The following is a 25,244-nucleotide window of genomic DNA, read 5'->3' as shown; positions in this document are numbered from 1 at the left end:
CGCTACCCCCATACAGCTTGCTCCATAGATCGCCTGAGATCGGTAGCTTGTCGCATGCGCAGTTCGGCCCGCTTCTCCGCAGCGGAAAGGTCAGCCAGCAAGTCGACCAGTTCCTGCTGCTGCTCGGCAGGAGCGATCGGCATGAGAACTCGCTCAAATTTGTTGGCGACAAGGTGCGAAACAGTTGTGGTTGATGCCGCTCGCGCGAAGTGACCTGCGTACCTCAAGAATCGAAAAGCTGCGAGCGCGTACTCGCTTTGCATCGGTGGATGCGGCCTGAATCGGATCAAGGACTTCTGAACGCAGCAGTCATCGATCTCGCCTCGAAAGATCGCGGCGCGACCAACGTTGAACGGGCTGACGAGGTCTCCCTCGGTGACCAAGATGTCTCCATGCCTCAGGCGGTGCTTCGTGAAGTCTCGTCCAACGAAGTCCATCGACTTGATGTCGTTGAGCACCAGATCGCCATCTCCGATATTCACAACACGTAAGTAGGGCTTCGGCGCGATGCCTGCCTCGTACTTCGGGTGCTTCTGCTGACCGAGCTGGACGTCCCCAAGTTTGCCGACCGGCTCCCATTTCCAAGGAAAGTCGCTGCGCGAGAAGAAGTCCATGATCGCGGACTTCGTCAGTGCACGAGTTGCGTCGGCGAGAGCCGCAAAGGAGTCCGCATTTGTCGCAGCTACCTTCAAGGCGGCGACACAGTTCGGCTGGTCTGGCAAGGCTGGAAGTGAGAATCGGAACTCTGCCAAGCTTGTCCAGTTCGTGCGCGGGCTCAAGGAGCCTGCCGACGTACCCACGGCGTGATCGAAGAACGCGTCGGTCTGGCAAATGAATGGCAGCAACTCCGGATGCAAGACCTGCGCATCCTTGGTCTCCAGCACGTAGATGTCCCCGGAACACACCCCAGAGAAATCCGCCACCGCCACCTTGCGCTGGTAAGCGCGTCGCTTGCCGAACAGCACCTGTCCCGGTTGAAACACGCTGGTGAAGGTCACGCCGTCAGCGACGCTGCCCCAACTGCGGATGCGCAAGTCGCCAGGTTCGAGATGTTCCAGACCGACGTAGCGTTCAATGCCATCGGCCAGCGGATCTTGGCTGCGTGCTTTCGAGAGCCGCACCACGTCGCCAAAGTTCACCCGGCGCCAGCCGGGCTTGAGTGCTTTCGGTTCAGTCACCGGTGGTTTCCTTGAATCGGAAGCTTTGCTTCAGATCATTCATCCATGAAGGCTCGATCAGCTTGTCGTGCTGCAGCCGCCCAACCACGATGCCCGGGTGAACGCCAATCTGTTGTGCGAACTCAATCACTGCGGCCTTGCTGCGAAGAAAGGCCAGGGAAGTCGTGTGCGGCTCTGGGATCAGGCGGTTTCCAGCCCAAACGTTGGCTTCGTGTTCTCGAGGGTCGTCGGTGTGCGCGGCGTTGGGGTCATCCAAAAAAATGGATTTCTTTTCTTCCTTGCTGTTGGCGTGCAGCAGGATGTGAGCCGCCTCATGGAAGAAGCTGAACCAGAACTTGTCGTTGGTTTTACCGTACAGCGAAAGCTGAATCAGTGGACGAGTGGGGCTCAACCAGCGCGCCACGCCGCTGACGTGCGCTCGGGGTATGGCCGGTACCACCACCAGGAGCACGCCGGCTTCGTGCAGCAGCTTACGCATTTGCGGTTCGAATACTTCAGGCGGTTCGCAGGTCAGGCCCCGAATGGTGCGCAGAGCCTTGTCGAAACGGGCTTTGTCGTATTTGGGGCCGTCGAGCTTTTCAGCCTGCTGTTCCCCCAGGCGCAGCCACGCCGAAATGGCTCCGACGTCGCTTTGCTCGGCACGGCTGCGGCGGAAGGCCATTTGCATGCCCCCATAATGTGCGCGCCATTCATCGGGCGTGGCGACCCCGAAGAAACGCAGACAGCTCTCAACCAGGCCAGGCTTGCTTTTGCTGTCCAGGCGCTGCTTGGGAATGGCCTCACATGTCATCAGCTCTTTGAGCGGCAGTTCATCCAGCCATGGCACCCAGGCCGCATGGCGTTCTGCCGCTTCCAGACGGGCTTTGTGCCTCTGGTAATTCGCTTCGAGCGACAGCCAGAAGTCCATGGTGCTGCCCAGCACACGTTCGAGCCGCTGGGCGGCGTCCATGGTGAGTGGCACCTTGCCATTGATGAGCTGGCTAATGTGTTTTTCGCTGTAGCCAAGACGCTGGGCCAGCTCCGCTTGTGTCCAGCCCCGCTCCTCAGCAATGTCGAGAATGGATTCGCCAGGGGGCAAGACCCAGTCTGGCGCAAAGGGAGCACTCAGTTCAGTCATGGTAATCCCCTATGTATTCAATGCTTACGATCGTCACCTGCAACCATTCGATGCCACCATCAGGGCGTGTTGGACACGGATCATGGGCCGGGGCGAAGACCAATCGGCAACCGCCGGCCAGATCAAGTGCAAACTGTCCAAGGCGGTTCCCTTTGAGGGGGTGCGGGCTGCCCGCAACCAGATCAGTGACACGCGCCGCTGCTTCCAGCGCCACCAACCGCACTTTCAGCTTGCGTGCAGAGGCCGCCCCGAGCTTTTTCTCGGCGACGGCCTGTTTTTCGCACAGCTCGCGGATTTTCTTGTCCTTGTATCGAACTTCCAAGGCAACCTCATCTTATCAGTCTTTACCTGTTAGGTACATTTTCTAGAACAAATCAGAGCCCTTCGAGCGTCTCCACCAGAGCGTCCATCTGTTGCCAGAAGGCGCGGCCGTCGGTTTGCCATTGGTCCGAGGCAGCGCGCAGCGATACCGCCTTTCCATTGCTATCGGTTGCGATGGCAGCGGCAATGCGCTTCACGTACAGCGGGATCGAGAGGTTGCCCGCATTGGCGCTAATTTCGGCCAGGGTGGCGACCTTGGCGAAACCGGGCACGTCCGCAAAGGTCTTGTAGGCGGTCAGGATGCGCTGCTGGTGCTCGGGCTTCAGAAAGCTCTGCGCGCGCTCGCGGGTCACCTCGTTCACCGCGTCGATGAAGATCACCTTGCCCTTGTGCGCAGCCGCTTTCTTGCGGTTGCAGATGACGATGCACGACTCCATCGGGGAGTTGTAGAACAGGTTGGGCCCCAAGCCGATGATGGCCTCTACCCAGTCTTGCTCGACCATCTTGGCGCGCATCACCTGTTCCTCGTTGCGGAACAGTACGCCATGCGGCCAGAGCACGGCGCAGCGCCCCTTGGCGGTGAGGCTGGTCAGGATGTGCTGCTGGAACGCATAGTCGGCGCGGCCCTGCGGTGGCGTACCCAGCGAGTTGCGTCCCCACTTGTCACTGCTCCAGGCCTCGCGATTCCACTGCTTGATGGAATACGGGGGGTTGGCCAGGATCACGTCGAACTGGCGCAGGCGATCTCCTTCGATGTGTTTGGGTTCGGCCAGGGTGTCACCCCGGATGATCTCGAAGTCCTCCACGCCGTGCAGGAACAAGTTCATGCGAGCGATGGATGAGGTAATGAGGTTGCGCTCCTGCCCGTAGAGCTTGAGCGTGCGGTACTCGCCGCCCGAGCGCTTCACTTCGTCCAGCGCCGAGATCAACATGCCACCGGTACCGCAGGTGGGGTCGTAGATCGACTCGCCCGCCTGCGGTGCCAGGAGCTGTGTCATCAGGTGGACGACAGTGCGGTTGGTATAGAACTCTGCCGCCGTGTGGCCGGAGTCGTCAGCGAACTTCTTGATCAGGTACTCGTAGGCGTTGCCGAGCTCGTCCTCGGGCACGTTTGCCACCGAAAGCGTCTGGGTGGAGAAGTGCTCGATCAGGTTCTTCAGCGTTTCGTCGGGCAGGCGCTCGCGATTGGTCCAGGGAGCATCGCCGAAGATGCCATCGAGCAGATCCGGGTTCGCGGTCTCGATGGCGCGCATGGCCTTCTGGATGGCCGCGCCGACGTTCTTGGGCGCCTGGCGAACATCGCTCCAGTGAGCGCCTTGGGGGATCTGGAAGCGGTGGTTCTCCGCGAACTGGGCATAGCACAGGTCGCCCTTCGAGTTAGCCAGGGCAGCCTGGTATTCCTCTTCCCACACGTCCGATACGCGCTTGTAGAACAGCAGCGGGAAGATGAACTGCTTGTAGTCACCCGCGTCGATGAGGCCGCGCAGCAGCACGGCGGCGCCCCACAGGTAGCTTTCGAGTTCTTGTTGGCTGATGCGTTTACTTGGGTGACTCATTTCAGCCATCCCCCTTCCGTCATGACCTGCGCGAGCCGCTCTTCGGCTTCACGGCAGCGGGTGAGCGAGTCCTTGAATGCCGCGATAGCATCGGGCAGCGGTGGGATGTCTTCCTGCAATGGCGGCAGGACATAGCGCGAAATGTTCAGCGTCCAGTCCTCGGCTTTGATCTCGTCAAGGCCGACCACGCGGACCGCGTCCTGCACATCGGCAAAGCCGCGATACCAGCCTAGGATCTCGGCAGCGTGCTCCGGTTCCAGATAGTTTTGCGCGCGTCCCCTGCGGAACTGGCGCGAGGCATCGGCAATCAGCACCTTCTTCTTGTGCTCGGCCGGCTTGCGCTTTCGTAGCACCAGGATGCACGCGGCAAGGCCTGTGCCGTAGAACAGGTTGGGCGCCAGCCCGATCACGGCCTCGACCAAATCCATTTCCAGCAGCTTCTTCCGGATGTTGCCTTCCGCACCTTTACGGAACAGGGCGCCTTGAGGCAGCACGACGGCCATCCGGCCACTGACATCAGCCATGGACTTGACCATGTGCTGCACCCACGCGAAGTCACCGCTGGACGAGGGCGGCAGACCGGCAAAGTTACGGCCGAAGGGGTCATTCAACCAGAGGTCCTCGCCCCACTTTTCCAGCGAGAACGGCGGATTGGCGATTACGCAGTCGAACGTAGCCAGCCGATCCACCTCGAAGAAGGCCGGGTTGCGCAGCGTGTCGCCGCGCACCACCTGAAAGTCCTCGATTCCGTGGAGGAACAGGTTCATCCGCGCGATGGATGAGGTGGTGAGGTTCTTCTCTTGCCCGTACAGCTTGCCCCACAGCCGCTTCACGTCGCCATGCTGTTCCTTCACGTGCTGCACGGCGGCCAGCAACATGCCGCCGGTACCGCAGGCCGGGTCGTAGATGGTCTCGGCTTCTTTGGGATCGAGCATGTCGATCATCAGCCGCACGACGCTGCGCGGGGTGTAGAACTCGCCGGCCTTCTTGTTGGTGGCGTCGGCAAACTTCTTGATCAGGTATTCGTAAGCGTCGCCAAGCAGGTCCGAATTGACGTTCTTGTTGCCGAACGGCAGCTTGGAGAAGTGCTCGATCAGGTCCTTGAGCAAGGCATCCGAGAGCCGATCCTTGTTCGACCACTGGGCATCGCCGAACACGCCGTACAGGGTGTCGGGGTTGGCTTTCTCAATCTCGCGCATCGCGCGCTGAAGGGCGGTCCCGACATTGCTGGCCTTGGTGCGAACGTCGTTCCAGTGACAGTCTTCCGGGATCTGGAAGCGGTGCGACTCCGGAAACCAGGCCAGTTGCTCGTCGCCGGTCTCATCAACAATCTCCTGGTACTCCTCGTCCCAGACGTCGCAGATGCGCTTGAAGAACAGCAGCGGGAAGATGTAGGTCTTGAAGTCAGCGGCGTCCACCGGTCCTCGTAGGATGTTGGCGGACTCCCAAAGGTGGTTTTCGAGCTGGCTGAGGGTTACTTGTTGAGTTTGCAAACGTATTCCTGAGTTATCGAAATTTGGCGCAATGGGCGCAGGTGACTAGCGGTCATGGTGCCTATCGCGCTAAAGCTTTCCCTTAGATATTCCGTTCCAACGCGTGGATCAGTTGCTCGACGTCGATCAGGGTTGATCTGAGCTTTTGGACATCGTCTTTGGACAAGACGAGTGTGCGCACAGGATGCATGATCTGGTTTCTCAGCTGAGTTAGTTGACTCGCGGAATCTGAGATTCGGCGCTTTGGCCATCCACGAAGGGAGGCACGCAGAGCGGGAATCTTCGCGAAGAGATTCATTAATTGACTTAGGTTCAAATTCACCACCGGACTTACGTCAATTCCTCGTCGTTTTTGAAGCTCCCAAGCACCCAATAGAGGCGCAAGACGCGGCTCTTCAATCCTTTCTAACCACTGCCAAGGGTCATGTGAGAACACCTTCTCCAAATGATCGGCGAGCAGGACCTCTAGCTGGGCAAGCAGCGGATAGATCGCTGACCGGAATGCATGTCGGTTCAAATCCGAAATAGTCACCATGCCCACAATGCTGCTGATATGAGATTCTCGGCTACGCACCAAGACGGCATGCGTGTGCGACAGGACTTCAAGGAGTGCGCCCTGATCCGAAGCGAAATCTATGCAGTCAGTCCGGAGGCAGGCCAAATCGCTAGAAACGAGTGCACCGCTTTCATGAAGGCTGATGGCATCGTTTGTCGCTAGCAGTCCGATGACCTGCTCTCGACAGCGAACTGGAGCGAAGTCAAAGCTGGCAGATGTGAGCCGCTCTATAGTTTGCGCATTGATCGCACCTGCTGTGTGTGAGATGCAATCGCCGATCGGGACCATGATTTGCGAAACGCGAAACATCGTAAGGAGACCTTTGTCAGGAAAGCTAGCAGCTGTCGGAAGCTCAGAGGACTCGGCGCCCCTAGTGTGATCGCCCGGCATCGGCCTCCAAGCCATCCTGCAGGGCGTAGGCCAGCATTTCTACTGAACTTTCTCTGGTTTCTTGGGGCTGAAACGAAGCGCCAAGCCGCGACCACTCCGGGTTGCTACGAGCCCTGTTCAGTACGCGCGGCAGCTTTTGGCTTGGCGCATCACCGCTCATCGCAGCCGATCCCTCCGCTCCGTGGCCCCGGGCTTCCAGCAACTTCACCAGCGCCAGGTTGCGCTGCGCCACCAGCGCCAGAATCGGATCATCGACACTTAACAACCGCCGCTTGCGCGCCATCGCCAAGATCTCGCGCCGCTTGCGCGCACCTCCACCAATCAACGCACCCAGCGCGGCACCGGCTCCCAGCGACAAAAACCCGGTCATCGCATCGATCGCCGCCCCGGCCGCCGCACCACCCGCCGCCCCACCGGCAATACTCACCCCCGCTTGCTTCAGCGCCTCGGGGTTGAACAGGTCCAGCTCCCAGCGCCCATCCAGCAGCGGCAGCTCCGGCGCGTCCACATCCTTCTCGTCGAACTGATACAGCGCCAACAGGTCACGCACGGTTCGCGCCTCGTGCCGGCGCACGTCGTCGCCCAGCTTCGCCACGGCCTTCCTCATCGCGGCCTCTGGCGTGCTGGGCACCTCGCGACGCACGGCGGCCAGGTCCACCAGCAGTTCGGCGATGGCGTGCGTTGCGGCGCTGCGGCGCTGCTCGAACTCGCGCTTTCGTGCGTCCACCAGCGTGTCGAAGGCGTCGCGGTGTTTGCCCAGAAGGGTGCCCAGCGCCTGGTACAACCGCGCCTCGGCATCGCGCTCGGGCGCGAACGCGTCGAAGGCCACGCTGGCGTGCAGGCCGTGGCGGCCCAGCGCTTCGCGCCAGTCGGCCTCGTGGGTGTCGCCGCCGCGCACGAAGTTCAGCACCGGCAGCAGCGGGACGGCGCAGGCCGACAGCAGGGCCAGTTCGTCGCGGTGCTTGGCCAGCACCGGGTCGCGGGCGTCGATGACGAAGAAGCCGGCGTCGCTGGTGCGCAGGCGGCGCAGCACCTTGGCTTCCTGCGCCCAGTGGCCGTCGGCCTCGGGGCTGTCGAGGAAGCGGTCGATGCGCGCGGGGCCGTCGATTCGGTCGGCGCCCCAGCGCGCGTCGATGAAGTCGCGCAGGCGGCCGGGGTCTTCCAGGCCGGGGGTGTCGTGCAGTTCCACCAGCGCGCGGCCGTCGGCCATCAGCTGCACGCCCTCGACGTGGCGGGTGGTGCCGGGCCGGGGGCTGACCTCACCGAAGCCGCGGTCGCGGGTGAGCGTGCGCACCAGCGAGGTCTTGCCGGTGTTGGCGTGGCCGACCACGGCGATGGTGACCGGGGCGCTGGCGGGCGGGTCGGCCATCAGGCGTCCTCCGCCAGCCAACGGGCGGCGTCGTTGTGCCGGGCCAGGCAGTCGCGCTCGGGCAGGCCGATCTCGCCCAGGCGTTCGCGCCACAGGGCGATGCGTTCGGGGTTGGCGGTGTCGCCGCCCAGCAGCCACACGCCGGTGCGCGCGGCGCGGTGCGAGCACTCGGCGATGCTGCGCAGCAGGCCGCGGTCGGGGGTGTTGCGCGGGTCCAGCGCCAGAAGCAGGCGCGCGCGGCGTTCGTCGCCCAGGTGCTTGAGGGCGGCTTCGCGTTCGGCGTGGGCGTCGGCCTGGTGCACGTGCAGGTCGGCCACGCCCAGCGCCGGCGGCCACGGCGTGCCGGGGTGCAGTTCCAGCCCCAGCAGGTGGCGCGGGCCGCCCAGCGTGTCGCGCGGGGTGGCGATGTGGTCGATGACGCTGGCGGTGCCGTCGCCGTCGCTGACGCCGGTGCGGTGAGTGGCCGGCTGCACGCGCGCCAGCACCGGGGCCCAGTCGGCGTGCGCCAGGTCCAGCCGCGGGGCGCGGCCGAAGGCGCTCATTCCGATCAAACAACCCAGCAAGGCCAGCAGCCGCGGCAACACGCCGTAGGCCACGGCGATGCCCACCAGCCACCACGCCCACAGCCGGTGCGCGGCGGCGTCGCTGGCCGGGGCGTTCAGGCTGGCCAGCACGGTGTCGGCATCCGGGCGCGGGAAGCCCAGCAGGCCCGGCAGCCAGCCCAGCGCGTCGACCAGCGCCACGAAGAAGCCCGGCGGCGCGACGGTGGTCTGCCAGGTGAATTCGAAACGGGTGAACCACACCGCGTACAGCAGCGCCAGCAAGGCGCCGAGCAGGGCCGCCAGCCACAGCGCATGGGTCAGCACGCCGGAAACCGCCCACAGCCGGCGCTGGTTGCGCAGCACTTCGATCGCGCCGCCGCCCAGCCACACGGCCGGGCCCAGGCCCCGCGCCGCGACAGCCACAGCAGCCCCTTCACCGGCGGCGTGGGCCGTGCGCGCCGCGACATCAGGCCGAACACCACCCACACCAGCAGCATCAGCAGCGAGGCGCCGACCAGCGACACCGTGGCGCCCATCATCGACACCAGGCCGTCGCGCCCGGCCAGGCCCAGTTGCACGCCGAGCACGCCGAGCACGAAGGCCAGCAGCAGGCCGGCGATGACCAGCAGGCGCACGCGGCCGCGCCAGCGCGGCAGGGCTTCGGTCAGGCCGAGGCCGCCGGCCAGGTGCCTGGCGCGCTCGCACAGCCGGGCTTCGTTGCTGCCGCCGGCCTCGCGCGCATGCGAGTTCGCCACCGTGTCGTCCAGCCGCCCGCCCACGCGCTCGCGCAGGCGCACGGCTTCGGCCAGCAGGCAGGCGTCGAACGAGTTGGCGGGGCTGTCGGGCAACGGGTTCTCCGGGCAGCGGCGCAGGCGGGGATGCGCGCGCGTTGCCCCGGATACTGCCAGATTCGGCGGCCCCGCTTTGCTGCCAGCGGTCCGGCCGGTACCGTTTATGCGTTCAACCCGATGTTCGCCGTCGTCTCACCGTTACCGAGGAGTCGCCATGTCGCAGCGCATCGTCGTCATCCAGGGCCATCCCGATCCGTCACCCGAGCGCTATTGCCGCGCGCTGGCCGACGCCTACGCCAGCGCCGCGGAGTCCGCCGGGCATGAGGTGCGGCGTCTCGATGTGGCCGCGCTGGGGCTGCCGCCGCTGGTCTCGCGTGCGGACTGGCAGCAGGACAACCTGCCGCCGGCGGTGGCCGAGGCGCAGGAGGCGATCGAATGGGCCGGCCACGTGGTGCTGGTCTACCCGCTGTGGCTGGGCGATGTGCCGGCGGCGCTGAAGGCGTTCCTGGAGCAGGTGCTGCGCCCGGGCTTCGCGTTCACGCGCAAGGAGGACGGCTCGGTCGGCCCGTCGCGCCTGAAGGGCCGCAGCGCGCATGTGATCGTGACGATGGGCATGCCGGGGGTTGCCTACCGGGTGTACTTCCGCGCCCACAGCCTCAAGAGCCTGAAGCGCAACATCCTGCACTTCGTCGGCATCCGCCCGGTGCGCACGACCTTGGTCGGCATGGTCGAGGCGGGCGACAAGCGCCGCGAGGAGTGGCTGCAGCGCATCGCCGAGGCGGGCCGCCAGGGGCGCTGAGCAAAAAAACGGGGAGCCCAACGCAGGCTCCCCGCAAGGTTCATCGCACTAGCTCAGGTCGAGCTCAGCGATCGTTTCAGTGCTGGTCCTTGCCACCCTGCTGGCCGCCCTTGCCGCCACCGGGGTTCTGGCCCGGCTGCTGGAAGCCGCCGTCGTCGTTGCCCTTGCGGTCGCCCTGCTGGCCGCCGTGCTGGTCGTCCTGCTTGCGGCCCGGTGCGTCGCGGCGGTCGTCGTCGTCGCGGCCGCCCTGGTTGGGGTTCGGGTTGGACGGGTTCTGGTTTGGATTGGTCATGGTGTTGCTCCTTGGGGGATAGGTTGCAGCGGTGAAAGGTCCTTCTTCGCCGGGTTCAGCGATGGCTGGACTGGCCGGTGCCCTTGTCGCGCGACTGGCCGCCCTTGGCCTGGCTGGGCTTGCCACCCTTGTTCGCCTCGCCAGCACGCTGGTTGTCGTCACGCAGCCCGCTCTGCGGGGACTTCTTTTCCTTGGACTCGCTCTGCTTCTGGTCTTTCATGTCCATCTCCTTTGGGGGATTTACCTCGGCGGGTGAGGGTCCCTCTCCCGCTTTCGGCTCTGAGCACACTGCAGGAGCCGTGCCAACGCACGCCGCCGCGAACGGCACGCGCAGCCGGTCGGGTGCCGGGCACGGTGCGCGGGCGCGAGAGGCAACGGGGATGCGGATTTGCGCCTTGCCGCCGGCGACACGCTGCCCGGCGTTTGGCACGCCCTCGGGCGTTCAGCAGCCTAAACGCGATTGCAGAACGCCAAGCCCTGCGAAATGCGGCGGCAAAGCGCACGCAGCCGGCGGTCCGGCGCGCGCGGGCAGGCGGCGTGGACTCAGCTCGCCGGGGTTTCGGGAAGGTAGCGTGCCGCCCACGCGGCCAGCACGGCGGCGGCGTACTCGGCGTCGCGGCGCTTGCGCAGCAGGTGGTCGGCATCGTCGAGCGAGACGAAGCTCTTCGGGTGGCGGGCGGCATCGAAGAGCTTGCGGGCGTTGTCGATGTCCACGGTCGCGTCGATCGGCGAGTGCATGACCAGCAGGGCCTTGCGCAGGTCGCGTACGCGGTCGCGGATCGTTGTCTCCGCCAGGTCCTCCAGGAACTGCTTCTGGATCCGGAAGGGCCGCCCGCCCAGGTCCACTTCGTATTCGCCGTGCTCGCGGATCTGCTCGACCGTGTCGCCGAGCTGCTTCTTCACATGTATCGGCTCGGCCGGCGAGCCGATCGTGGCGACCGCCCTGACCTCCTCGATCTTCGAGGCCGCGGCCAGCACCGCAGCGCCGCCGAGGCTGTGGCCGATCAGCAGCCTGGGGGCTTCGCGTTCGGCGCGAAGGTGGTCGGCGGCCTTGACCAGGTCGGCGACGTTGGAGCTGAAGTTGGTGTTGGCGAACTCCCCCTCGCTCATCCCCAGTCCGGTGAAGTCGAAGCGCAGCACGGCGAAGCCGCGCTCCACCAGCGATGCGCTGATGCGCGAGGCGGCCATGATGTCCATGCCGCAGGTGAAGCAGTGGGCGAACAGCGCGTAGGCGTGGGGGGTCGTGTCGGGCGCATCGAGCCGGGCGGCGAGCGTGTCGCCGCCATGGCCGGGAAACTGCATTTTCTCGGTTTTCATGGGGACTCCTGGGGTGACGATTGGGGGCGCACCGATGCGTCCACCCTAGCCTGCCAGCCAAGGAACCAGAAACCGGGCCGGGCGGCGCAGTCGGAACCCCGAGCGCTAACCGGGCAGGATGCCGAGCACCAGCCAGGCCGGCACGCCGATGAAGTACGCCAGCCGCCCCAGCCACTCCAGCGCCACCCGCCACGCCGCCGCCTGCGCGGGCGGGGCCGGTAGCATCGGCAGGGTGAGCGCCTCGATGCCCACCCGCAGCGCCGCCGCGAACAGCATCATGCCCAGCGACCACGAGGCCCACCAGATCAGCAGGCCGGTCAGGTAGGCCTGCAGCCCATGGGTGTGGTACTCGCCGAACGGCCCGCCGAACGCGATGTACTGGTGCAGGCGGAACGCCACCAGCGCCAGGGGCAAGGGAAATACGAGGAACTTCAGCCAGGCGTGGTCGAACCAGCGCTTGGGCTCCGCCGCGCGCAGCTCGGCCAGGGCCATCGTCGCGGCGGCGCCGGTGCGGCCCCGCGCGAAGGAGGTACCAGCACGCGAAAGTGCATTGAGCAAAGCCCGCGGCCGCGCCAGTGCGATGCCATGACGCCAGCGCTGGCCGGTCGCCAGCTGCAGCTGCAGGCCGGGCCCCGGCAGTGGCAGGCGCCACGGTTCGACGGCACGGATACCGGCCACCGGCACTTCGATGCGCTGGTGGCGCTGGTCCAGCACCAGCTTGCCGTTCTCGACACGGGCCTGCGCGGCGCCCACCCACTGGATGGCCCAGGCCGCCACCGCCGGCACCACGACGACGCCTCCAAACCACCACAGCTGTGACAGCGAATGCACGTGGAAGCCATGGCGAAGCATGCCCACGGCCAGCCACAGCAGCCCCAGCCCGGCGATGACGCGCAGCGCGGCGGTGGCTGCGCGCCATTGTGGCGCCAGCAGCACGACGGCCACGGGCTGGCCGTCCGCATCCGCCGCCCGTCGTGCCGGCGCCGCGCGGCCCATCAGCGCTCGCACCACCGCCAGTGCGGCCAGGCCCAGCAGGAACAGCGCGCCCGCGCGCCCGACCCAGTCGCCCCAGGCCACCATCAGCGTAGGCGGCGGGTCGTGGGCGGCGATCATCCCGGTCAGCACGGCCTGGTCGCCAATGCCGGTGTGCGCCAGCACTTCGCCGGTATCGTCGATGATCGCGCTCAGGCCATTGGTGGTGACGCGCAGCTGCGGCAGGCGCGTCTCGATGCTGCGGAACACCGCCACCTGCAGGTGCAGCCGGGTGCCGTCGGGATGGCCGGAGAACCAGGAGTCGTTCGACAAGCCGATGATGGCCTGCGCACCCAGCCGGGCGCCGTCGATGGCCAGGCCCGGGTGCACGTCGTCGAGGCAGATCAGCGGCACCACGTTCACTTCCCGCCCGTCCGCGGTGCGCAGCGGCATCACCCGCGCGCCGTCCCCGGGCTGCCAGCTGCCGGTCCAGGGCAGCCAGCGCCGCAGCCGTGGTCCGTCCATCCATGCCGGCACGTGTTCGGTGAACGGAAACGGGTGGGTCTTGCGGTAGGTGCCGACCAGGCCGGTGCCGGGCTCCAGGAAGGCGGCGGCGTTGTATTCGCCGGCGGCGTCGAGGTCGTAGGTGCCGAACACCAGCGCGGCGCCGCTGGCCTCGACGAAGCCGAGGATCTCGCGATCGAGCTCGGCGCCGGCCTCGCTGCGCGGGTGCCCGAAGGTGGTGGGATACACGGTTTCCGACCACAGCAACACGTCGGCGCCGTGGTCGCGGATGGCCGACTGCGACAGCGCGTAGTGCGTGTCCAGCACATGCCGCACCACGCCGTAGGCGCCGATCTCCTCGCGCAGGGCCTCGTAGTCGGTGATGCTGGCCTGGACCATCGCCACCCGCAGCGGCTCGGCCTGCGGTGCCGGCATCGCATGCAGCGTGGACAGGCGCACCCAGCCATAGCCGGCCATGCCCACCACCAGGGCCGCCGCCAGCAACACCGGCTGGGCCAGCGCAGGCAGGCCACGCCGGCGCCTGGCGATCGCCGTGGCCACGGCCTCGGCCACCAGGATCAATACGAAGGTGATGCCGGCGGCACCCCCCAGGTCGGCGAACTGGCGCAGCACCGGCGAGGGGGCCAGCCCCTGCCCCAGCGTGTCGCCCAGCAGCTTCGGCCACAGCGCCTCGCAGGCCACCCAGGCCGAGGCGCCAGCCAGCGCGCGCAGCAACGCACCGTGGCGGCGGCCCACCAGGTGGCGCACCAGCGCGAACACCAGCAATTGCGGTTGCAGCAGTGGCGCCAGCAGGTACAGGGCCAGCGTGGCCAGCGGCGCGCCGATGCCGGTGTAGGCGCCGATGGCGGCGCCGAACCAGGTGAACACCGCCACGGCGAAGGCCACGCTCATCAGCCAGGCGCTCAGCAGCGTGCCACCGACACTGCGCGTGGCGTCGAGCGCCAGCAGCCAAGGCACCAGCACGATGAAGCCCAGCACCAAGGCGTGGCCGCCGCGCGCGTACAGGGCAAGGAGCACGGCACTGCCAAGGATTCCGCCGAGGCCCACGAGGGCGTGCGTGTGGCCGCGCCGCACGGGGCGCGCGTCGATATCTGGAGCCATCGGGGCCTAGTCGTTCGGGATGCGGACCTGCCGCAGCGGCAGGCCCGGCGGCGCCAGTTCGGGCGGCACCACGAGGTTTTCAGGAAGGGCGATCGGCTCGCCGAGGCTGTCGAAGAAATCGTAGTCGGGCGAGAACATCAGGATCGGCTCGATCGCCTCGCCCTCGTCGGTGGACTGGTAGTGCCGCACGTAGCCCTCGGGCAGCTCGTAGTCCTCCGGCACGGCAAGGCCTTCCAGCGCCGGGCGGGTGCCGGGCGGATTGAACGCGCCGATGCCGGTGCGGATGCCGGCGTGGTGCAAGGCTTCGATCAGCTCGGCGGCGGTGGGCTCGGGGTCGCCGGGGCGGATGTAGTAGGCGATGTCGCCCGGGTCGAGGCTGGGCAGTTCGTAGGGCTCCTCCGGCAGGTCCTCGACAGGCCGCGGGGCCACGGCCCGTGGGGCGCGTTGCGGTGCCGCCGCCGGCAGTCCACTGGGCGGAGCGGCCGACGCTTCGGCCTGCTCTTCAGCCACGGCATCCGGCGCCTGGACGAGGCCGGGAAGCAGCAGCCAGCCGGTGATACCGACCACCGCAGCGATCGCCAGCCCCGCCGACAACAGCCGGCCACGGCCCGTGCGCGCCTTCTTGAAGACGCGCACGCTCCCGCCGTCCGGGTCGGACGGCGGGATGCCCTGGGGGCCGGTGCCGGTCATGCGTCGGACTTCCGGCCGCTCAGTTCGGGGTGGCCGGGTTGTACACCGACAACGCCCAGCCCATGCGCTCGTGCCCGTGGCGGTTCCAGATCGGGCTCTTGCCGCCCGGGAAGCTGGTGTAGCGCGGTGCCACCGAACCCGAGCTGCCGCCCCAGATGCCGGCACGCACGGTGCGCCCGCTGTAGGTGGGGTGCACGTCGTCGGACTGGATGTAGTCGTAGCTGGTCGAAGGCGACGTCAGCTTGAAGTTCGCATCGCGCAGCGTGGAGCGCAGCGTCTGGCTGATGCGGGTGACGTAGCTGGACTCGCTTTCGCCCGCCACGTAGCGCAGGGCGTCGGAGTCGACCTGGCCGTCGCCGTTGCTGTCGTAGTCGCGCCCCATGTACTGGGCGAAGCTGTCGGCGCAGTCGAAGCCCTTCTGGCGTGCGTACTCGCACATCCAGTAGTTCATCCGTGCCAGCGCCGGCAGGAACACATCGCGCATGTTGACCCGCTGCCCGGTGTTGGCGTCGGTACACGAGCTCAGCGTGTTGTCGGCGTCGTAGCCCGGGTAGTACAGGTTGGCGATGACCTTCATGCGCACGTTCGGGTGTGCATTGGCGTTGATGTAGTCCATCGACGCGGCGACGTAGGTGCGGCAGGAGTTCACCGCGGCGTTGATGCCGCTGTAGTTGCAGGTGCCGGTCTGCGACTTGAAGGCCGAGCGGGCCTGCAGGCCGTCGTTGCCGCACATCTCGAAGGTCACCGCGCGCGTGGAGCTGTGCTGCATGTAGGAGCGCTCACCGACGATCTTGCCTTCGTACACGTCACGCGCCACGGCACCGGAGCGGGCACGGCGCACGCTCTGGATGTTGGCGTTCCACTGCGCCGACAGGTATTCGGCATCCACCGTGGGCGCCGCATACAGGGCGGCGCTTGAGATCGAGCCGTTGTAGCCGGCGTAGATCGAGTCGCCGTAGGCGACGACGCGGTAGGTGGTGTTGGTGCCGGACCGGTCGATGGTCCAGGACACGTTCTGGTTGAGCGTGTTGGCCGCCGCCGGAGCGGCGAGCGCCGCCAGCGCAAGCGCGGTCAGCAACCGCCCGGCGGTGCCGCGGGTTCGCGTGTTCATTCCTTGTCCCCTCCAAAGTGGTGTACGCCACGGGCACCACGCGGTGCCCGCATGTCGTGACGAAAACCACGGCTGGGACAATCCATGGAACTGGAGCACCCCTCCCCTGTGAGCCGCGGAACCGACGCTACCGTATGGTCTGGAACGCAGCAATGTGCAGTGCAGCAGGGCGTGGACTTTTCCGTCCGCAGCCGCGAAGGTAAATGCAGCCACCCACGGATCGGACCACGCATGCAGACTCCCGACGCCGCTCGAGGCACCACGACGCTTCGCGCACCCTCGCTGGGCGACCTGGCCGACATCCTGTCCTCGGCCGACAGCACCGAATCGCTGGTGCGGCCGCTGCTGGCGCTGCTGCACGATGCCACCGGCATGGAGTCGGTGTACCTCACCTCCATCGACATCCGTGCCGGCACGCAAAGCGTGGACTTCGCGCTCAATCGCGGCGCCATGCAGATTCCCGAAGGCATCACCGTGCCGTGGAAGGACACGCTGTGCCGGCGCGCCATCGAAGAGGGCCGGGAGTTCACCAATGACGTCCCCGAGCGCTGGGGTGACTCGCAGGCGGCGCGCGAGATGGGCATCGTGAGCTACCTCAGCACGCCGGTGCGCATCGGCGACGAGGAGCTGTACGGCACGCTTTGCGCGGCGAGTGCGTCGAAGTGCGACATGCCGGTTGGCTCGCGGCGCCTGCTGTACCTGTTCGGGAAGCTCATCGGCCGGCAGATCGAGCATGAGCGACTGTTGAGCTACCTTCGCCGCGAGAACTCACAGCTCAGCGAAGAGTCGCTGACCGACCCGCTGACCGGCTTGGCCAACCGCCGGGCGCTGATGGAACACCTGGGGCGCTGCGTGGCCTCCACGCGACATGCCGACTCGCCGGTGCTGATGGCCTTCATCGACCTGGACGGGTTCAAGGCGATCAACGACGCCCACGGCCACGATGCCGGCGACCGCTTCCTGATCGAGGTGGCCCTGCGCCTGCGCGAGGGACTGCGCGAGCGCGACGTGGTGGCGCGCCACGGTGGCGACGAATTCGTGGTTTTGACCGCGGGTGCGCACGACCCGGAGGTCCCGGCGGCGGACGCCCTGCGCGAGCGCATCGAGTCCCTGATCGCCGGGGACTACGTGCTGGGCCAGGTGCGCTTCCACTACCCCGGCGCCAGCGTGGGCGTGGTGCCCTGCCCGCCGGGCGGCGACCGCGACGCGTTGCTGGCCGAGGCCGATGCAGCGATGTACGCGCGCAAGCGGGAGCGCAGGGCCCGGGCCTGAGGTTTTTCCAGCTCCACACGGGGGAGCGGGAAACGCTGGTATTGTCTTGCCGGACACCAGGGGTGGCGCTCACCACGCCACGGGCGCGGCGTTGCCGAGGGGACCGGGAACAGTGGAAAACATTTTCAAGAGCAGCCGCTTCCTGGTCATCGTGGCGGTGTTCACCTCGGCGTTGTCGGCGGCACTGCTTTATTGCGCGTCGCTGATCATCATCTTCAACGTCGGCGCGGATTTCCTCCAGGCGGTGCCGACGACGGCCGACGCCGGCAAGGCCCTGGCGGTGAAACTGCTCAAGATCCTCGACCTGCTGCTGATCGCCATCACGTTCCAGATCATCGCGGTCAGCCTGTACCGGCTCTTCATCCGGCCCCGCACCTGCGAGGACAGCACGTTCCTGGGTGCGCTGGAGATCTCCAGCTTCCATGATTTGAAGATCACGCTGGTGCAGGTGGCCGTCGTGATCCTCGTCATCCTCTTCCTGGAGCATGCCGTGGAGGTCGGGGCCACGCTGGAAAGCCTGTACTTCGGGCTGGCGGTGGGCGTGGTGATCCTCGCATCGGTGCATGCGTGGCGGCACATGAAGCACTAGTGGGGATGTAGGCGCCACCCTTCCGCCCCGGGCCGAAGCTCAACGCGCGCGGCAACTCGACGGCAGCGACTGCGGCTCCAGGTCGGTGCGGTTGCTGCCCGCCGCCTGCATGCCGGACACGGGCTCGTCGAGCCCGCACAGCCAGGCCATCGGACTGGCCGGGCTGCCGGTCACGGTGGCCGGACGGAAGCTGAGCACCTTGCCGCTCAGGGAGGCCGACGCCTTGAAGCCCAGCGTGACGTGCACGGCACCATCGACCACTTCCACGCTGGTGATGCGGTTGCCGATCAGCTTGTCCGGCGGCGGGATCCCGGCTTCCTCGTTGTTGGCCGGAAAGCTGCGGCGGTCGCGGTAGAACTCCTCGACATGCGTGCGTGCGAAGTCGCCCAGCGAGATCGCCTCGGCCACCTCGGCGCGCTGCACGTACACCTGGTAGGCCGGCAGGGCGATGCCCGCGAGGATGCCGATGATCGTCACCACGATCATCAGCTCGATCAGGGTGAAACCCGACGAACGCTTCATAGACCACTCCCCATCCGGAATATCGGTGTATAGACGCCAAGCACGAAATAGGAGATGCACACCGCGACCACGGTCCCCATGATGGCCAGCAGCCATCGCGCCTGGCGGTCGGCCGACTTGACCAGCAGCATCGACTGCACCCGGGCCAGGCCCGGAAGCTCATCGGACCAGCGCAGCCCCTGCCCCTGCATGGCCTGCAGTTCGCGGCGCGCGGCCGGGTCCTGCAGGTCCGGGAAGGGGGCGCAGATCACGCCCTCGAGGAGGCCGTAGCGCCGCCGCAGTGACGGTGGCAGCAGCACCCACAGCAGGCCGCGGCGGCCGTCGCCGAAACGGAACTGCACCAGCCGATCCAGTGCAACGGCCTGCAGCACGACCACCGAGCACACGAGGATGATGACCACGAGCATCAGGGGTATGAAGCCGTGCCAGGCCAACAGGCCGTGACCCAGGTCCATGCCGACGCCTTCGAAATGACTCGCCATCTGCGGCATCACGAACATCCCGATGATGCCGACCATCAAGACGCATACCACCGCCAGCAAGGCCAGGTAGACCACCACGCGCTTGACGCCCAGGGGCTCGGGCGCGAGTGCGTCGAAATCGATCCCCGCGTAGGTGCCCAGGGCCTGCTCGCGCGCCGCCCCGTCAGGCATGCGCGCCAGATGCGCCATGACCCGGCTGGGCAGGGCCCGTGCGTCCGGCGGCGGGCCGAAAAGCTCCGAAGAGGCGCCGGACTGGTAGAACGCCAGCGTGTCGTCGATGCGACTGCCGGCCTGGTTGATGTGACGCCGGCAACTGGCATGGAAGCGCGCCCAGGTCATGCCGTCTCCCTTGTGATTCCCCCAAGGGTCGACACGTTACCTTCGCCGGTCGCTCACGTCGACGGCACCCGCACCACGCCTTCCATCAGCACCCGCGCGCTGCGGCTCATGGCGGCCTTGCGCACCACCCAGCGGCCATCGACCTGCTCGGCCTGGGCCCCCACGCGCAGCGTGCCCGACGGATGTCCGAAGGTGACCGCCTCGCGCTCGCCGCCACCGGCGGCTTCACTGACCACCGTGCCGGGCACCGCGGCCGCTGTGGCGATGGCGACGGCAGCCGTGCCCATCATCGCGTGGTGCAGCTTGCCCATCGACATCGCACGCACCAGCAGGTCCACGTCGCCGGCCTCGATGCGCTTGCCACTGGAGGCGGCATACACCTTGGGCTTCGCCACCCAGGCCACCTTCGGCGTGTGCTGCCGGTTGGCCGCGCCGGCGAGGCTGTCGATCAGCCCCATGCGCAGCGCACCATGGGCGCGCAGGGCTTCCAGCGTGGCCAGGGCCTGGCCATTGCCGTTGACCGCCTCCTGCAGCTCGGTGCCGTCGAAGCCCAGCGCCTCGGCGCGCACGAAGATGGTCGGAATGCCGGCATTGATCAGCGTCGCCTCGATCTTCCCGAGGCCGGGCACGTCGAGCGTGTCGAGCACGTTGCCGGTCGGGAACATCGCCCCGCCTTCGGCGTCGTCATCGGCGGGGTCGATGAACTCCAGCACGATCTCGGCGGCCGGGAAGGTGACGCCGTCGAGCTCGAAGTCGCCCATCTCCTGCACTTCGCCATTGGCGATCGGCACGTGCACGACGATGGTCTTGCCGATGTTGGCCTGCCATACGCGCACTTCGAACATGCCGTCCTTCGGCAACCGCGCCGGGTCGATGAAGCCGTTGGCGATGGCGAACGGGCCGACCGCGGTGCTGAGGTTGCCGCAGTTGCCGCTCCAGTCGACGAACGCGGTGTCGATCGACACCTGGCCGTAGAGGTAGTCGACGTCGTGGCCGGGTTTCGTGCCCTTGCCGATGATCACGCACTTGCTGGTGCTGGAGGTGGCACCGCCCATGCCGTCGGTGTGCTTGCCGTACGGGTCGGGGCTGCCGATGACGCGCATCAGCAGCGCGTCGCGCGCCGGGCCGGGCACGCGGGCGGCCTCGGGCAGGTCGTCCAGGCGGAAGAACACCCCCTTGGAGGTGCCGCCACGCATGTAGGTGGCGGGAATGCGCAGTTGCGGTGCGTGGCTCATGTCAGGCCGCCTTCTCCGCTTCGAGGAAATCCTGCGCGAAGCGCTGCAGCACACCGCCGGCCTCGTAGATCGACACCTCCTCGCCCGTGTCGAGGCGGCACTTCACCGGCACCTCGATGCGCTCGCCGCTGGCGCGGTTCACCACCAGCGTCAACATCGCGCCCGGAGTGGGCTCGCCGACCACGTCGTAGGTTTCGGTGCCATCGAGCTCCAGCGTCTTGCGCGTGGTGCCCGGCTCGAACTCCAGCGGCAGCACGCCCATGCCCAGCAGGTTGGTGCGGTGGATGCGCTCGAAGCCCTCGGCGCGATCGCCTCCACACCGGCCAGGCGCACGCCCTTGGCGGCCCAGTCGCGCGAGCTGCCCTGGCCGTAGTCGGCGCCGGCGATGATGATCAGCGGCTGCTTGCGCTCCATGTACGTCTCGATCGCATCCCACATGCGCATGACCCGGCCCTCGGGTTCGAGACGTGCCAGCGATCCCTGCTTCACCTTGCCGGCCTCGTCGTGGACCATCTCGTTGAACAGCTTCGGGTTGGCGAAGGTGGCGCGCTGCGCGGTGAGGTGGTCGCCGCGGTGGGTGGCGTAGGAGTTGTAGTCCTCCTCGGGCACGCCCATCGAGGTGAGGTACTCGCCGGCGGCGCTGGTGGCCTGGATCGCATTGGATGGCGACAGGTGGTCGGTGGTGATGTTGTCGCCCAGGATCGCCAGCGGGCGCATGCCCTTGAGCGTGCCGCCGCCGGCCAGTGCGCCTTCCCAGTACGGCGGTCGACGGATGTAGGTGCTCTGCGGGCGCCAGTCGTACAGCGGGCTGACCTTCTCGCCGTGCTCCACGACCACCTTGAACATCGGGTCGTAGACCTTGCGGAACTGTTCGGGCTTCACGCTGGCCTTGACGATGGCGTCGATCTCCTCGTCGCTGGGCCACAGGTCCTTGAGCGTGACCGGATTGCCGTCGTGGTCCAGGCCCAGCACGTCCTTCTCGATGTCGAAGCGGATGGTGCCGGCGATCGCGTAGGCCACCACCAGCGCCGGCGAGGCGAGGAAGGCCTGCTTGGCGTGCGGGTGGATGCGGCCGTCGAAATTGCGGTTGCCCGACAGCACCGCGACCGTGTACAGGTCGCGGTCGAGGATCTCCTTCTGGATCTCCGGGTCCAGCGCGCCGCTCATGCCGTTGCAGGTGGTGCAGGCGAAGCCGACGATGCCGAAGCCGAGCTTCTCCAGTTCCTTCTCCAGGCCCGAATCCTCCAGGTACAGCTGCACCGCCTTGGAACCCGGCGCCAGCGAGCTCTTCACCCACGGGCGGCGGGTGAGGCCGGCACGGTTCGCGTTGCGCGCCAGCAGGCCGGCGGAGATGACGTTGCGCGGGTTCGACGTGTTCGTGCAGCTGGTGATCGCGGCGATGATGACCGCGCCGTCGGGCATCTGGCCCGGCACGTCGTCCCAGGCGCCGGCGATGCCGCGCTCGGCCAGGTCGCTGGTGTTCAGGCGTGCATGCGGGTTCGACGGGCCGGCCATCGTGCGGCCGATCGCGGACAGGTCGAAGCTCAGGTCGCGCTCGTACTTCGCGTCCTTGAGCTGGTCGCCCCACAGGCCGGCCTGCTTCGCGTAGCTCTCCACCAGCGCGATCTGCTCGTCGCTGCGGCCGGTCAGGCGCAGGTAGTCGATGGTCTGCTGGTCGATGAAGAACATCGCCGCGGTGGCACCGTACTCCGGCGCCATGTTCGAGATCGTCGCGCGGTCGCCCACGCTGAGCGCCTCGGCGCCCTCGCCATGGAACTCCAGCCAGGCGCCGACCACCTTGGAGCGGCGCAGGAACTCGGTCAGCGCCAGCACGATGTCGGTGGCGGTGATGCCGGGGCCGGGCTTGCCGGTCAGCTCAACGCCGACGGTTTCGGGCACGCGCATCCACGAGGCGCGGCCGAGCATGACGTTCTCGGCCTCCAGCCCGCCGACGCCGATCGCGATGACGCCCAGCGCATCCACGTGGGGGGTGTGGCTGTCGGTGCCGACGCAGGTGTCGGGATAGGCCACGCCATCGGTCTGGCCGATCACCGGCGACATCCGCTCCAGGTTGATCTGGTGCATGATCCCGTTGCCCGGCGGGATCACGTCGACATTGCGGAACGCCTTCTTCGTCCAGTCGATGAAGTGGAAGCGGTCCTCGTTGCGACGGTCCTCGATGGCGCGGTTCTTCTCGAATGCCTCGGGCATGTAGCCGCCGCACTCCACCGCCAGCGAGTGGTCGACGATGAGCTGCACCGGCACCACCGGGTTCACCTGGGCCGGGTCGCCACCCTTCTCGGCGATCGCGTCGCGCAGGCCGGCCAGGTCCACCAGCGCGGTCTGGCCGAGGATGTCGTGGCACACCACGCGCGCCGGGAACCACGGGAAGTCGATGTCGCGCTTGCGCTCGATGAGCTGGCCCAGCGCGTCGTTCAACATCACCGGGTCGCAGCGGCGCACCAGGTTCTCGGCCAGCACGCGCGAGGTGTAGGGCAGCTGTGCGAAGGCGCCGGGCTTGATCGCGTCGACGGCCTCGCGCGCGTCGAAGTAGTCCAGGTCGGTGCCGGGCAATGGCTTGCGGTGAGCGGTGTTCATGATGACGGCGTCCCGTGGGTGCAGGCGGACGCGATGCAGCGCATCGCGTCGCAGGTTGGCCCACCATTATCGGCGATGCCCGGGTGCGACGCACCCGCGGGCTCAGTGTTGGGTCCGCCAGCGCCCGATGGCGGGGTTGCCCTGCACCTGCACATCCAGCGCCTGCAGCCACTGTGCGACGACGTGATTGGAGTTGTGGCCAAGCCGGTAGGGCTGCGGGTGGGCGGTCACCTCCAGCCCCAAGTGCGGTGCCGGCACCACGTCCCCGGCGGACGCGAACACGCCGTGCAGCGTGTCGAGCAGCGCATCGACGCGCCCGGCGTCGACCTGGAAGGGCACCGTGGCGGTGATCAGGCTGCCCACCTGGGCCTGCCAGTGCGCCGGGTCCGGCGAGTCCAGCGCGCGGCGCCCCAGCACCGCTGGTGAGTCACTAAACAGGGCGCTCGCCGCAGGGCCAGGGCCACGGATGTTCTCCAGATACCAGCGGCGATCGCCGTAGGCGAAGCGCCAAGGCACCTGTTCGGCGTCGAACAACACCAGGCTGGCGTGGCGGCCATGTTCGAGCAGCACCACCTGGCGCGGTTCGGGTGGCGGCTGTTGCGGCGGAACGAGCCGCGCGCTGCAGCCTGCGGCCAGCAACGCCAGCAACACCAGCAGCACGGCGGCGGTGCCGCGTCCCAGCATGGAAGACAGTGCGTGCACTCCGACAAGTAAAGCCCACCTCGGCACGTTCGACAAGGCGTTGCCGGAGGCTGCCCGGGGTGGGATAACGAAGTCGGGCACCCGGCCCGGATCGACAGGGAGTGCAGACCATGGCCTACCAGGGCGTTGAACCGATGGCGAGCAAATCCGAGATGAACGTGGTTCCGCTGATCGACGTGTTGCTGGTGCTGTTGATCATCTTCATGGTGACGGTGCCGGCGGTGACCGGCGCGGTGTCGCTGACGCTGCCACAACAGGGCCCGCCGCCGCCGGCGCTGGTCGAGCCCCATCCGATGCGGCTGATGATCGATGGCGGGGGCCAGTGGCGCCTGGATGGCGTGCCCACGAGCGAACGTGCACTGCAGCAGGCGTTCGTGGCGGCGGTGAACCTGAGCGAGGCGACCGGGCAGGCGCAGCCCCTGCTGCACGTCGACATCCATCCCGATGCGCACTACCAGTCCATGGCCTCGGCCCTGGCGGTGGCGCGCAACGCGGGCATGGAGCGCATCGGCTTCGTCGGGAACCGGTAAGCACGGCCATCGGCGCTCCCGGAGGCCATGGGCTCTCGGGAGCGCGACCTCAGCGACAGGCGCGAAAGCCGCCGCGATCGAAATGGAAGTGGTCGGCGTGGGCCTGGTTGTATTCCGGCCCGAGCACCGCGTCGAAGTAGCGGCAGGCGCCGCGGTGCACGTCGTCCAGGAACAGGGCTTCAGGCGAGGGCGCCTCGTCGGCAGGGCCCGTGTCCGGCGCCGCGCGCAGTCTCGGCACCCGTTGCCAGTCGCGCACCACGCGCACCCGCCTTCCGTCATCGAGCACGAAGCCGGCGATGTCGAGTGCATCGGCGGTGGCGTGCTGGCTGCGGCGGCCGGTCTCGCGGCCGTAGACATTGCGGCAGGCGTAGGAGCCGAAGTGCTCGATCGCCCGCACGCGCGCACCCAGGTGTTCCTCGGCGGCGGCCTGGAGTTCATGGGCTTCCCACATCGCCAGCGACAGCGCGGTGCGGCAACTCAGCGAGAACGGCTCGCCGACCGCCACGCTGGTGCGTTCGATGCGCACGGCGTTCGTGAAGCCACAACCCGGTCCGGTTTCCCGGTCGGGCAGGTCCACGTAGCGCATCGGCGACTGCGCCAGCGTGTCCATGCACAGGTCGGGATCGCGCGTGGCGCGGTCGAGCTTGAAGCCGGTCAGCCAGTTCGGCGTGTCGTCGATCTGCAGTGGGGCCCAGGGGTTGTGGCGGTCCGGAACAACCAGCACGCCGGCACGCAGCAGGTACCAGACAAGCAGCGCCAGCAGCACGAACAACAACCACGGACGCAGGATGGACGTCGACGAAGACATGCACCCAGCCTAGGCACGGGCACTTAACGCGGCGTGATTCCGCCCCT

General features: G+C 67.2%; 24 protein-coding genes and 1 pseudogene. 4 read left to right on the top strand and 21 right to left on the bottom strand.

The window, feature by feature from the left end:
- Positions 1-2: 2 nt before the first annotated feature.
- The 9 genes from FU658_RS14485 to FU658_RS14480 all read right to left on the bottom strand — a co-directional run bounded on the left by FU658_RS14485 (position 3) and on the right by FU658_RS14480 (position 9,370).
- Positions 3-1,178, bottom strand: a complete 1,176-nt coding sequence (locus tag FU658_RS14485) for a restriction endonuclease subunit S domain-containing protein (RefSeq protein ID WP_187266058.1) — start codon at positions 1,176-1,178, stop codon at positions 3-5.
- Positions 1,171-2,295 carry a helix-turn-helix domain-containing protein gene (locus FU658_RS10520; protein WP_147892045.1) on the bottom strand — a complete coding sequence of 375 codons (1,125 nt, stop codon included), beginning with the start codon at positions 2,293-2,295 and terminating at the stop codon, positions 1,171-1,173. Before FU658_RS10520 ends, FU658_RS14485 begins: the two co-directional genes overlap by 8 nt.
- Complete coding sequence (locus tag FU658_RS10515; RefSeq protein WP_147892044.1) at positions 2,288-2,617, bottom strand: type II toxin-antitoxin system RelE/ParE family toxin; 330 nt, start codon at positions 2,615-2,617, stop codon at positions 2,288-2,290. Before FU658_RS10515 ends, FU658_RS10520 begins: the two co-directional genes overlap by 8 nt.
- 52 nt (positions 2,618-2,669) lie before the next feature.
- On the bottom strand, positions 2,670-4,181 hold the full coding sequence (locus tag FU658_RS10510; protein WP_255505547.1) for a type I restriction-modification system subunit M: 1,512 nt from the start codon (positions 4,179-4,181) through the stop codon (positions 2,670-2,672).
- Positions 4,169-5,665 (bottom strand): type I restriction-modification system subunit M, encoded by a 1,497-nt coding sequence (locus FU658_RS10505; RefSeq protein WP_147892043.1) that lies wholly within the window; start codon positions 5,663-5,665, stop codon positions 4,169-4,171. The genes FU658_RS10510 and FU658_RS10505 overlap by 13 nt, the downstream gene beginning before the upstream one ends.
- An 82-nt stretch (positions 5,666-5,747) precedes the next feature.
- Positions 5,748-6,530 (bottom strand): hypothetical protein, encoded by a 783-nt coding sequence (locus FU658_RS10500; RefSeq protein ID WP_147892042.1) that lies wholly within the window; start codon positions 6,528-6,530, stop codon positions 5,748-5,750.
- A 61-nt stretch (positions 6,531-6,591) separates the two neighbouring features.
- Positions 6,592-7,980 carry a DUF3482 domain-containing protein gene (locus FU658_RS10495; protein WP_147892041.1) on the bottom strand — a complete coding sequence of 463 codons (1,389 nt, stop codon included), beginning with the start codon at positions 7,978-7,980 and terminating at the stop codon, positions 6,592-6,594.
- Positions 7,980-8,945 (bottom strand): DUF2868 domain-containing protein, encoded by a 966-nt coding sequence (locus FU658_RS10490; protein WP_222708419.1) that lies wholly within the window; start codon positions 8,943-8,945, stop codon positions 7,980-7,982. Before FU658_RS10490 ends, FU658_RS10495 begins: the two co-directional genes overlap by 1 nt.
- Positions 8,840-9,370 (bottom strand): hypothetical protein, encoded by a 531-nt coding sequence (locus FU658_RS14480; RefSeq protein WP_187266056.1) that lies wholly within the window; start codon positions 9,368-9,370, stop codon positions 8,840-8,842. Before FU658_RS14480 ends, FU658_RS10490 begins: the two co-directional genes overlap by 106 nt.
- Positions 9,371-9,527: 157 nt before the next feature.
- Between FU658_RS14480 and FU658_RS10480 the strand changes: the two genes are divergently transcribed.
- The gene (locus FU658_RS10480) at positions 9,528-10,112 is read left to right on the top strand and encodes an NAD(P)H-dependent oxidoreductase (protein ID WP_147892039.1); all 585 of its coding nucleotides are present in this window, start codon (positions 9,528-9,530) and stop codon (positions 10,110-10,112) included.
- 76 nt (positions 10,113-10,188) lie between these two features.
- Here FU658_RS10480 and FU658_RS10475 read toward each other — a convergent pair whose 3' ends face one another.
- The 6 genes from FU658_RS10475 to FU658_RS10455 form a co-directional block, all read right to left on the bottom strand.
- Positions 10,189-10,404, bottom strand: coding sequence for a hypothetical protein (locus FU658_RS10475; protein WP_147892038.1), 216 nt, complete (start codon positions 10,402-10,404; stop codon positions 10,189-10,191).
- Between the two features lie 55 nt (positions 10,405-10,459).
- On the bottom strand, positions 10,460-10,624 hold the full coding sequence (locus tag FU658_RS14475) for a hypothetical protein (protein WP_187266055.1): 165 nt from the start codon (positions 10,622-10,624) through the stop codon (positions 10,460-10,462).
- 323 nt (positions 10,625-10,947) lie between these two features.
- Entirely contained in the window at positions 10,948-11,721 is a 774-nt protein-coding gene (locus FU658_RS10470; protein ID WP_147892037.1) for an alpha/beta hydrolase family protein, read from the bottom strand.
- A gap of 105 nt (positions 11,722-11,826) precedes the next feature.
- Positions 11,827-14,319, bottom strand: a complete 2,493-nt coding sequence (lnt, locus tag FU658_RS10465) for an apolipoprotein N-acyltransferase (RefSeq protein ID WP_147892036.1) — start codon at positions 14,317-14,319, stop codon at positions 11,827-11,829.
- Between the two features lie 6 nt (positions 14,320-14,325).
- Positions 14,326-15,009, bottom strand: a complete 684-nt coding sequence (locus FU658_RS10460; RefSeq protein WP_222708418.1) for a hypothetical protein — start codon at positions 15,007-15,009, stop codon at positions 14,326-14,328.
- 19 nt (positions 15,010-15,028) lie between these two features.
- Positions 15,029-16,120 carry an SGNH/GDSL hydrolase family protein gene (locus FU658_RS10455; RefSeq protein ID WP_147892035.1) on the bottom strand — a complete coding sequence of 364 codons (1,092 nt, stop codon included), beginning with the start codon at positions 16,118-16,120 and terminating at the stop codon, positions 15,029-15,031.
- Between the two features lie 231 nt (positions 16,121-16,351).
- Here FU658_RS10455 and FU658_RS15675 point away from each other — a divergent pair, with 231 nt between their 5' ends.
- Positions 16,352-17,392 (top strand): sensor domain-containing diguanylate cyclase, encoded by a 1,041-nt coding sequence (locus FU658_RS15675; protein ID WP_147892034.1) that lies wholly within the window; start codon positions 16,352-16,354, stop codon positions 17,390-17,392.
- A 112-nt stretch (positions 17,393-17,504) separates the two neighbouring features.
- Positions 17,505-17,981, top strand: a complete 477-nt coding sequence (locus FU658_RS10445) for a YqhA family protein (RefSeq protein ID WP_222708417.1) — start codon at positions 17,505-17,507, stop codon at positions 17,979-17,981.
- A 39-nt stretch (positions 17,982-18,020) separates the two neighbouring features.
- Here the strand turns inward: FU658_RS10445 and FU658_RS10440 are convergent, their stop codons facing one another.
- The 5 genes and pseudogenes from FU658_RS10440 to FU658_RS10420 form a co-directional block, all read right to left on the bottom strand.
- Complete coding sequence (locus tag FU658_RS10440) at positions 18,021-18,503, bottom strand: pilin (RefSeq protein WP_147892032.1); 483 nt, start codon at positions 18,501-18,503, stop codon at positions 18,021-18,023.
- On the bottom strand, positions 18,500-19,324 hold the full coding sequence (locus FU658_RS10435) for a hypothetical protein (RefSeq protein ID WP_147892031.1): 825 nt from the start codon (positions 19,322-19,324) through the stop codon (positions 18,500-18,502). The genes FU658_RS10440 and FU658_RS10435 overlap by 4 nt, the downstream gene beginning before the upstream one ends.
- 53 nt (positions 19,325-19,377) lie before the next feature.
- On the bottom strand, positions 19,378-20,559 hold the full coding sequence (prpF, locus tag FU658_RS10430) for a 2-methylaconitate cis-trans isomerase PrpF (RefSeq protein WP_147892030.1): 1,182 nt from the start codon (positions 20,557-20,559) through the stop codon (positions 19,378-19,380).
- Position 20,560: 1 nt separating this feature from the next.
- Positions 20,561-23,157, bottom strand: a pseudogene (gene acnD / locus FU658_RS10425) (Fe/S-dependent 2-methylisocitrate dehydratase AcnD).
- A gap of 102 nt (positions 23,158-23,259) precedes the next feature.
- The gene (locus tag FU658_RS10420) at positions 23,260-23,841 is read right to left on the bottom strand and encodes a hypothetical protein (RefSeq protein WP_147892029.1); all 582 of its coding nucleotides are present in this window, start codon (positions 23,839-23,841) and stop codon (positions 23,260-23,262) included.
- A 152-nt stretch (positions 23,842-23,993) separates the two neighbouring features.
- Here FU658_RS10420 and FU658_RS10415 point away from each other — a divergent pair, with 152 nt between their 5' ends.
- Positions 23,994-24,389, top strand: a complete 396-nt coding sequence (locus tag FU658_RS10415; protein WP_187266054.1) for an ExbD/TolR family protein — start codon at positions 23,994-23,996, stop codon at positions 24,387-24,389.
- Positions 24,390-24,438: 49 nt separating this feature from the next.
- On the opposite strand, the gene FU658_RS10410 is transcribed toward FU658_RS10415, so the two are convergent.
- The gene (locus tag FU658_RS10410) at positions 24,439-25,197 is read right to left on the bottom strand and encodes an extensin-like domain-containing protein (RefSeq protein ID WP_147892027.1); all 759 of its coding nucleotides are present in this window, start codon (positions 25,195-25,197) and stop codon (positions 24,439-24,441) included.
- Positions 25,198-25,244 lie beyond the last annotated feature (47 nt).

It is taken from the genome of Alkalisalibacterium limincola (genome assembly GCF_008017755.1).
In the GTDB taxonomy this organism is placed as follows: domain Bacteria; phylum Pseudomonadota; class Gammaproteobacteria; order Xanthomonadales; family Xanthomonadaceae; genus Alkalisalibacterium; species Alkalisalibacterium limincola.
The sequence above is the reverse complement of the archived record's forward strand: the minus strand, read 5'-3'. Positions and strand labels throughout refer to the sequence as shown.

Coding starts and splice junctions, on each gene's coding strand:
- FU658_RS10520 (WP_147892045.1), bottom strand. CDS start 2,295: ATGACTGAACTGAGTGCTCCCTTTGCGCCAGACTGGGTCTTGCCCCCT.
- FU658_RS10510 (WP_255505547.1), bottom strand. CDS start 4,181: ATGGCTGAAATGAGTCACCCAAGTAAACGCATCAGCCAACAAGAACTC.
- FU658_RS10500 (WP_147892042.1), bottom strand. CDS start 6,530: ATGTTTCGCGTTTCGCAAATCATGGTCCCGATCGGCGATTGCATCTCA.
- FU658_RS10495 (WP_147892041.1), bottom strand. CDS start 7,980: ATGGCCGACCCGCCCGCCAGCGCCCCGGTCACCATCGCCGTGGTCGGC.
- FU658_RS10480 (WP_147892039.1), top strand. CDS start 9,528: ATGTCGCAGCGCATCGTCGTCATCCAGGGCCATCCCGATCCGTCACCC.
- FU658_RS10475 (WP_147892038.1), bottom strand. CDS start 10,404: ATGACCAATCCAAACCAGAACCCGTCCAACCCGAACCCCAACCAGGGC.
- FU658_RS14475 (WP_187266055.1), bottom strand. CDS start 10,624: ATGAAAGACCAGAAGCAGAGCGAGTCCAAGGAAAAGAAGTCCCCGCAG.
- FU658_RS10470 (WP_147892037.1), bottom strand. CDS start 11,721: ATGAAAACCGAGAAAATGCAGTTTCCCGGCCATGGCGGCGACACGCTC.
- lnt (WP_147892036.1), bottom strand. CDS start 14,319: ATGGCTCCAGATATCGACGCGCGCCCCGTGCGGCGCGGCCACACGCAC.
- FU658_RS10460 (WP_222708418.1), bottom strand. CDS start 15,009: ATGACCGGCACCGGCCCCCAGGGCATCCCGCCGTCCGACCCGGACGGC.
- FU658_RS10455 (WP_147892035.1), bottom strand. CDS start 16,120: ATGAACACGCGAACCCGCGGCACCGCCGGGCGGTTGCTGACCGCGCTT.
- FU658_RS15675 (WP_147892034.1), top strand. CDS start 16,352: ATGCAGACTCCCGACGCCGCTCGAGGCACCACGACGCTTCGCGCACCC.
- FU658_RS10440 (WP_147892032.1), bottom strand. CDS start 18,503: ATGAAGCGTTCGTCGGGTTTCACCCTGATCGAGCTGATGATCGTGGTG.
- FU658_RS10435 (WP_147892031.1), bottom strand. CDS start 19,324: ATGACCTGGGCGCGCTTCCATGCCAGTTGCCGGCGTCACATCAACCAG.
- prpF (WP_147892030.1), bottom strand. CDS start 20,559: ATGAGCCACGCACCGCAACTGCGCATTCCCGCCACCTACATGCGTGGC.
- FU658_RS10420 (WP_147892029.1), bottom strand. CDS start 23,841: ATGCTGGGACGCGGCACCGCCGCCGTGCTGCTGGTGTTGCTGGCGTTG.
- FU658_RS10415 (WP_187266054.1), top strand. CDS start 23,994: ATGGCGAGCAAATCCGAGATGAACGTGGTTCCGCTGATCGACGTGTTG.
- FU658_RS10410 (WP_147892027.1), bottom strand. CDS start 25,197: ATGTCTTCGTCGACGTCCATCCTGCGTCCGTGGTTGTTGTTCGTGCTG.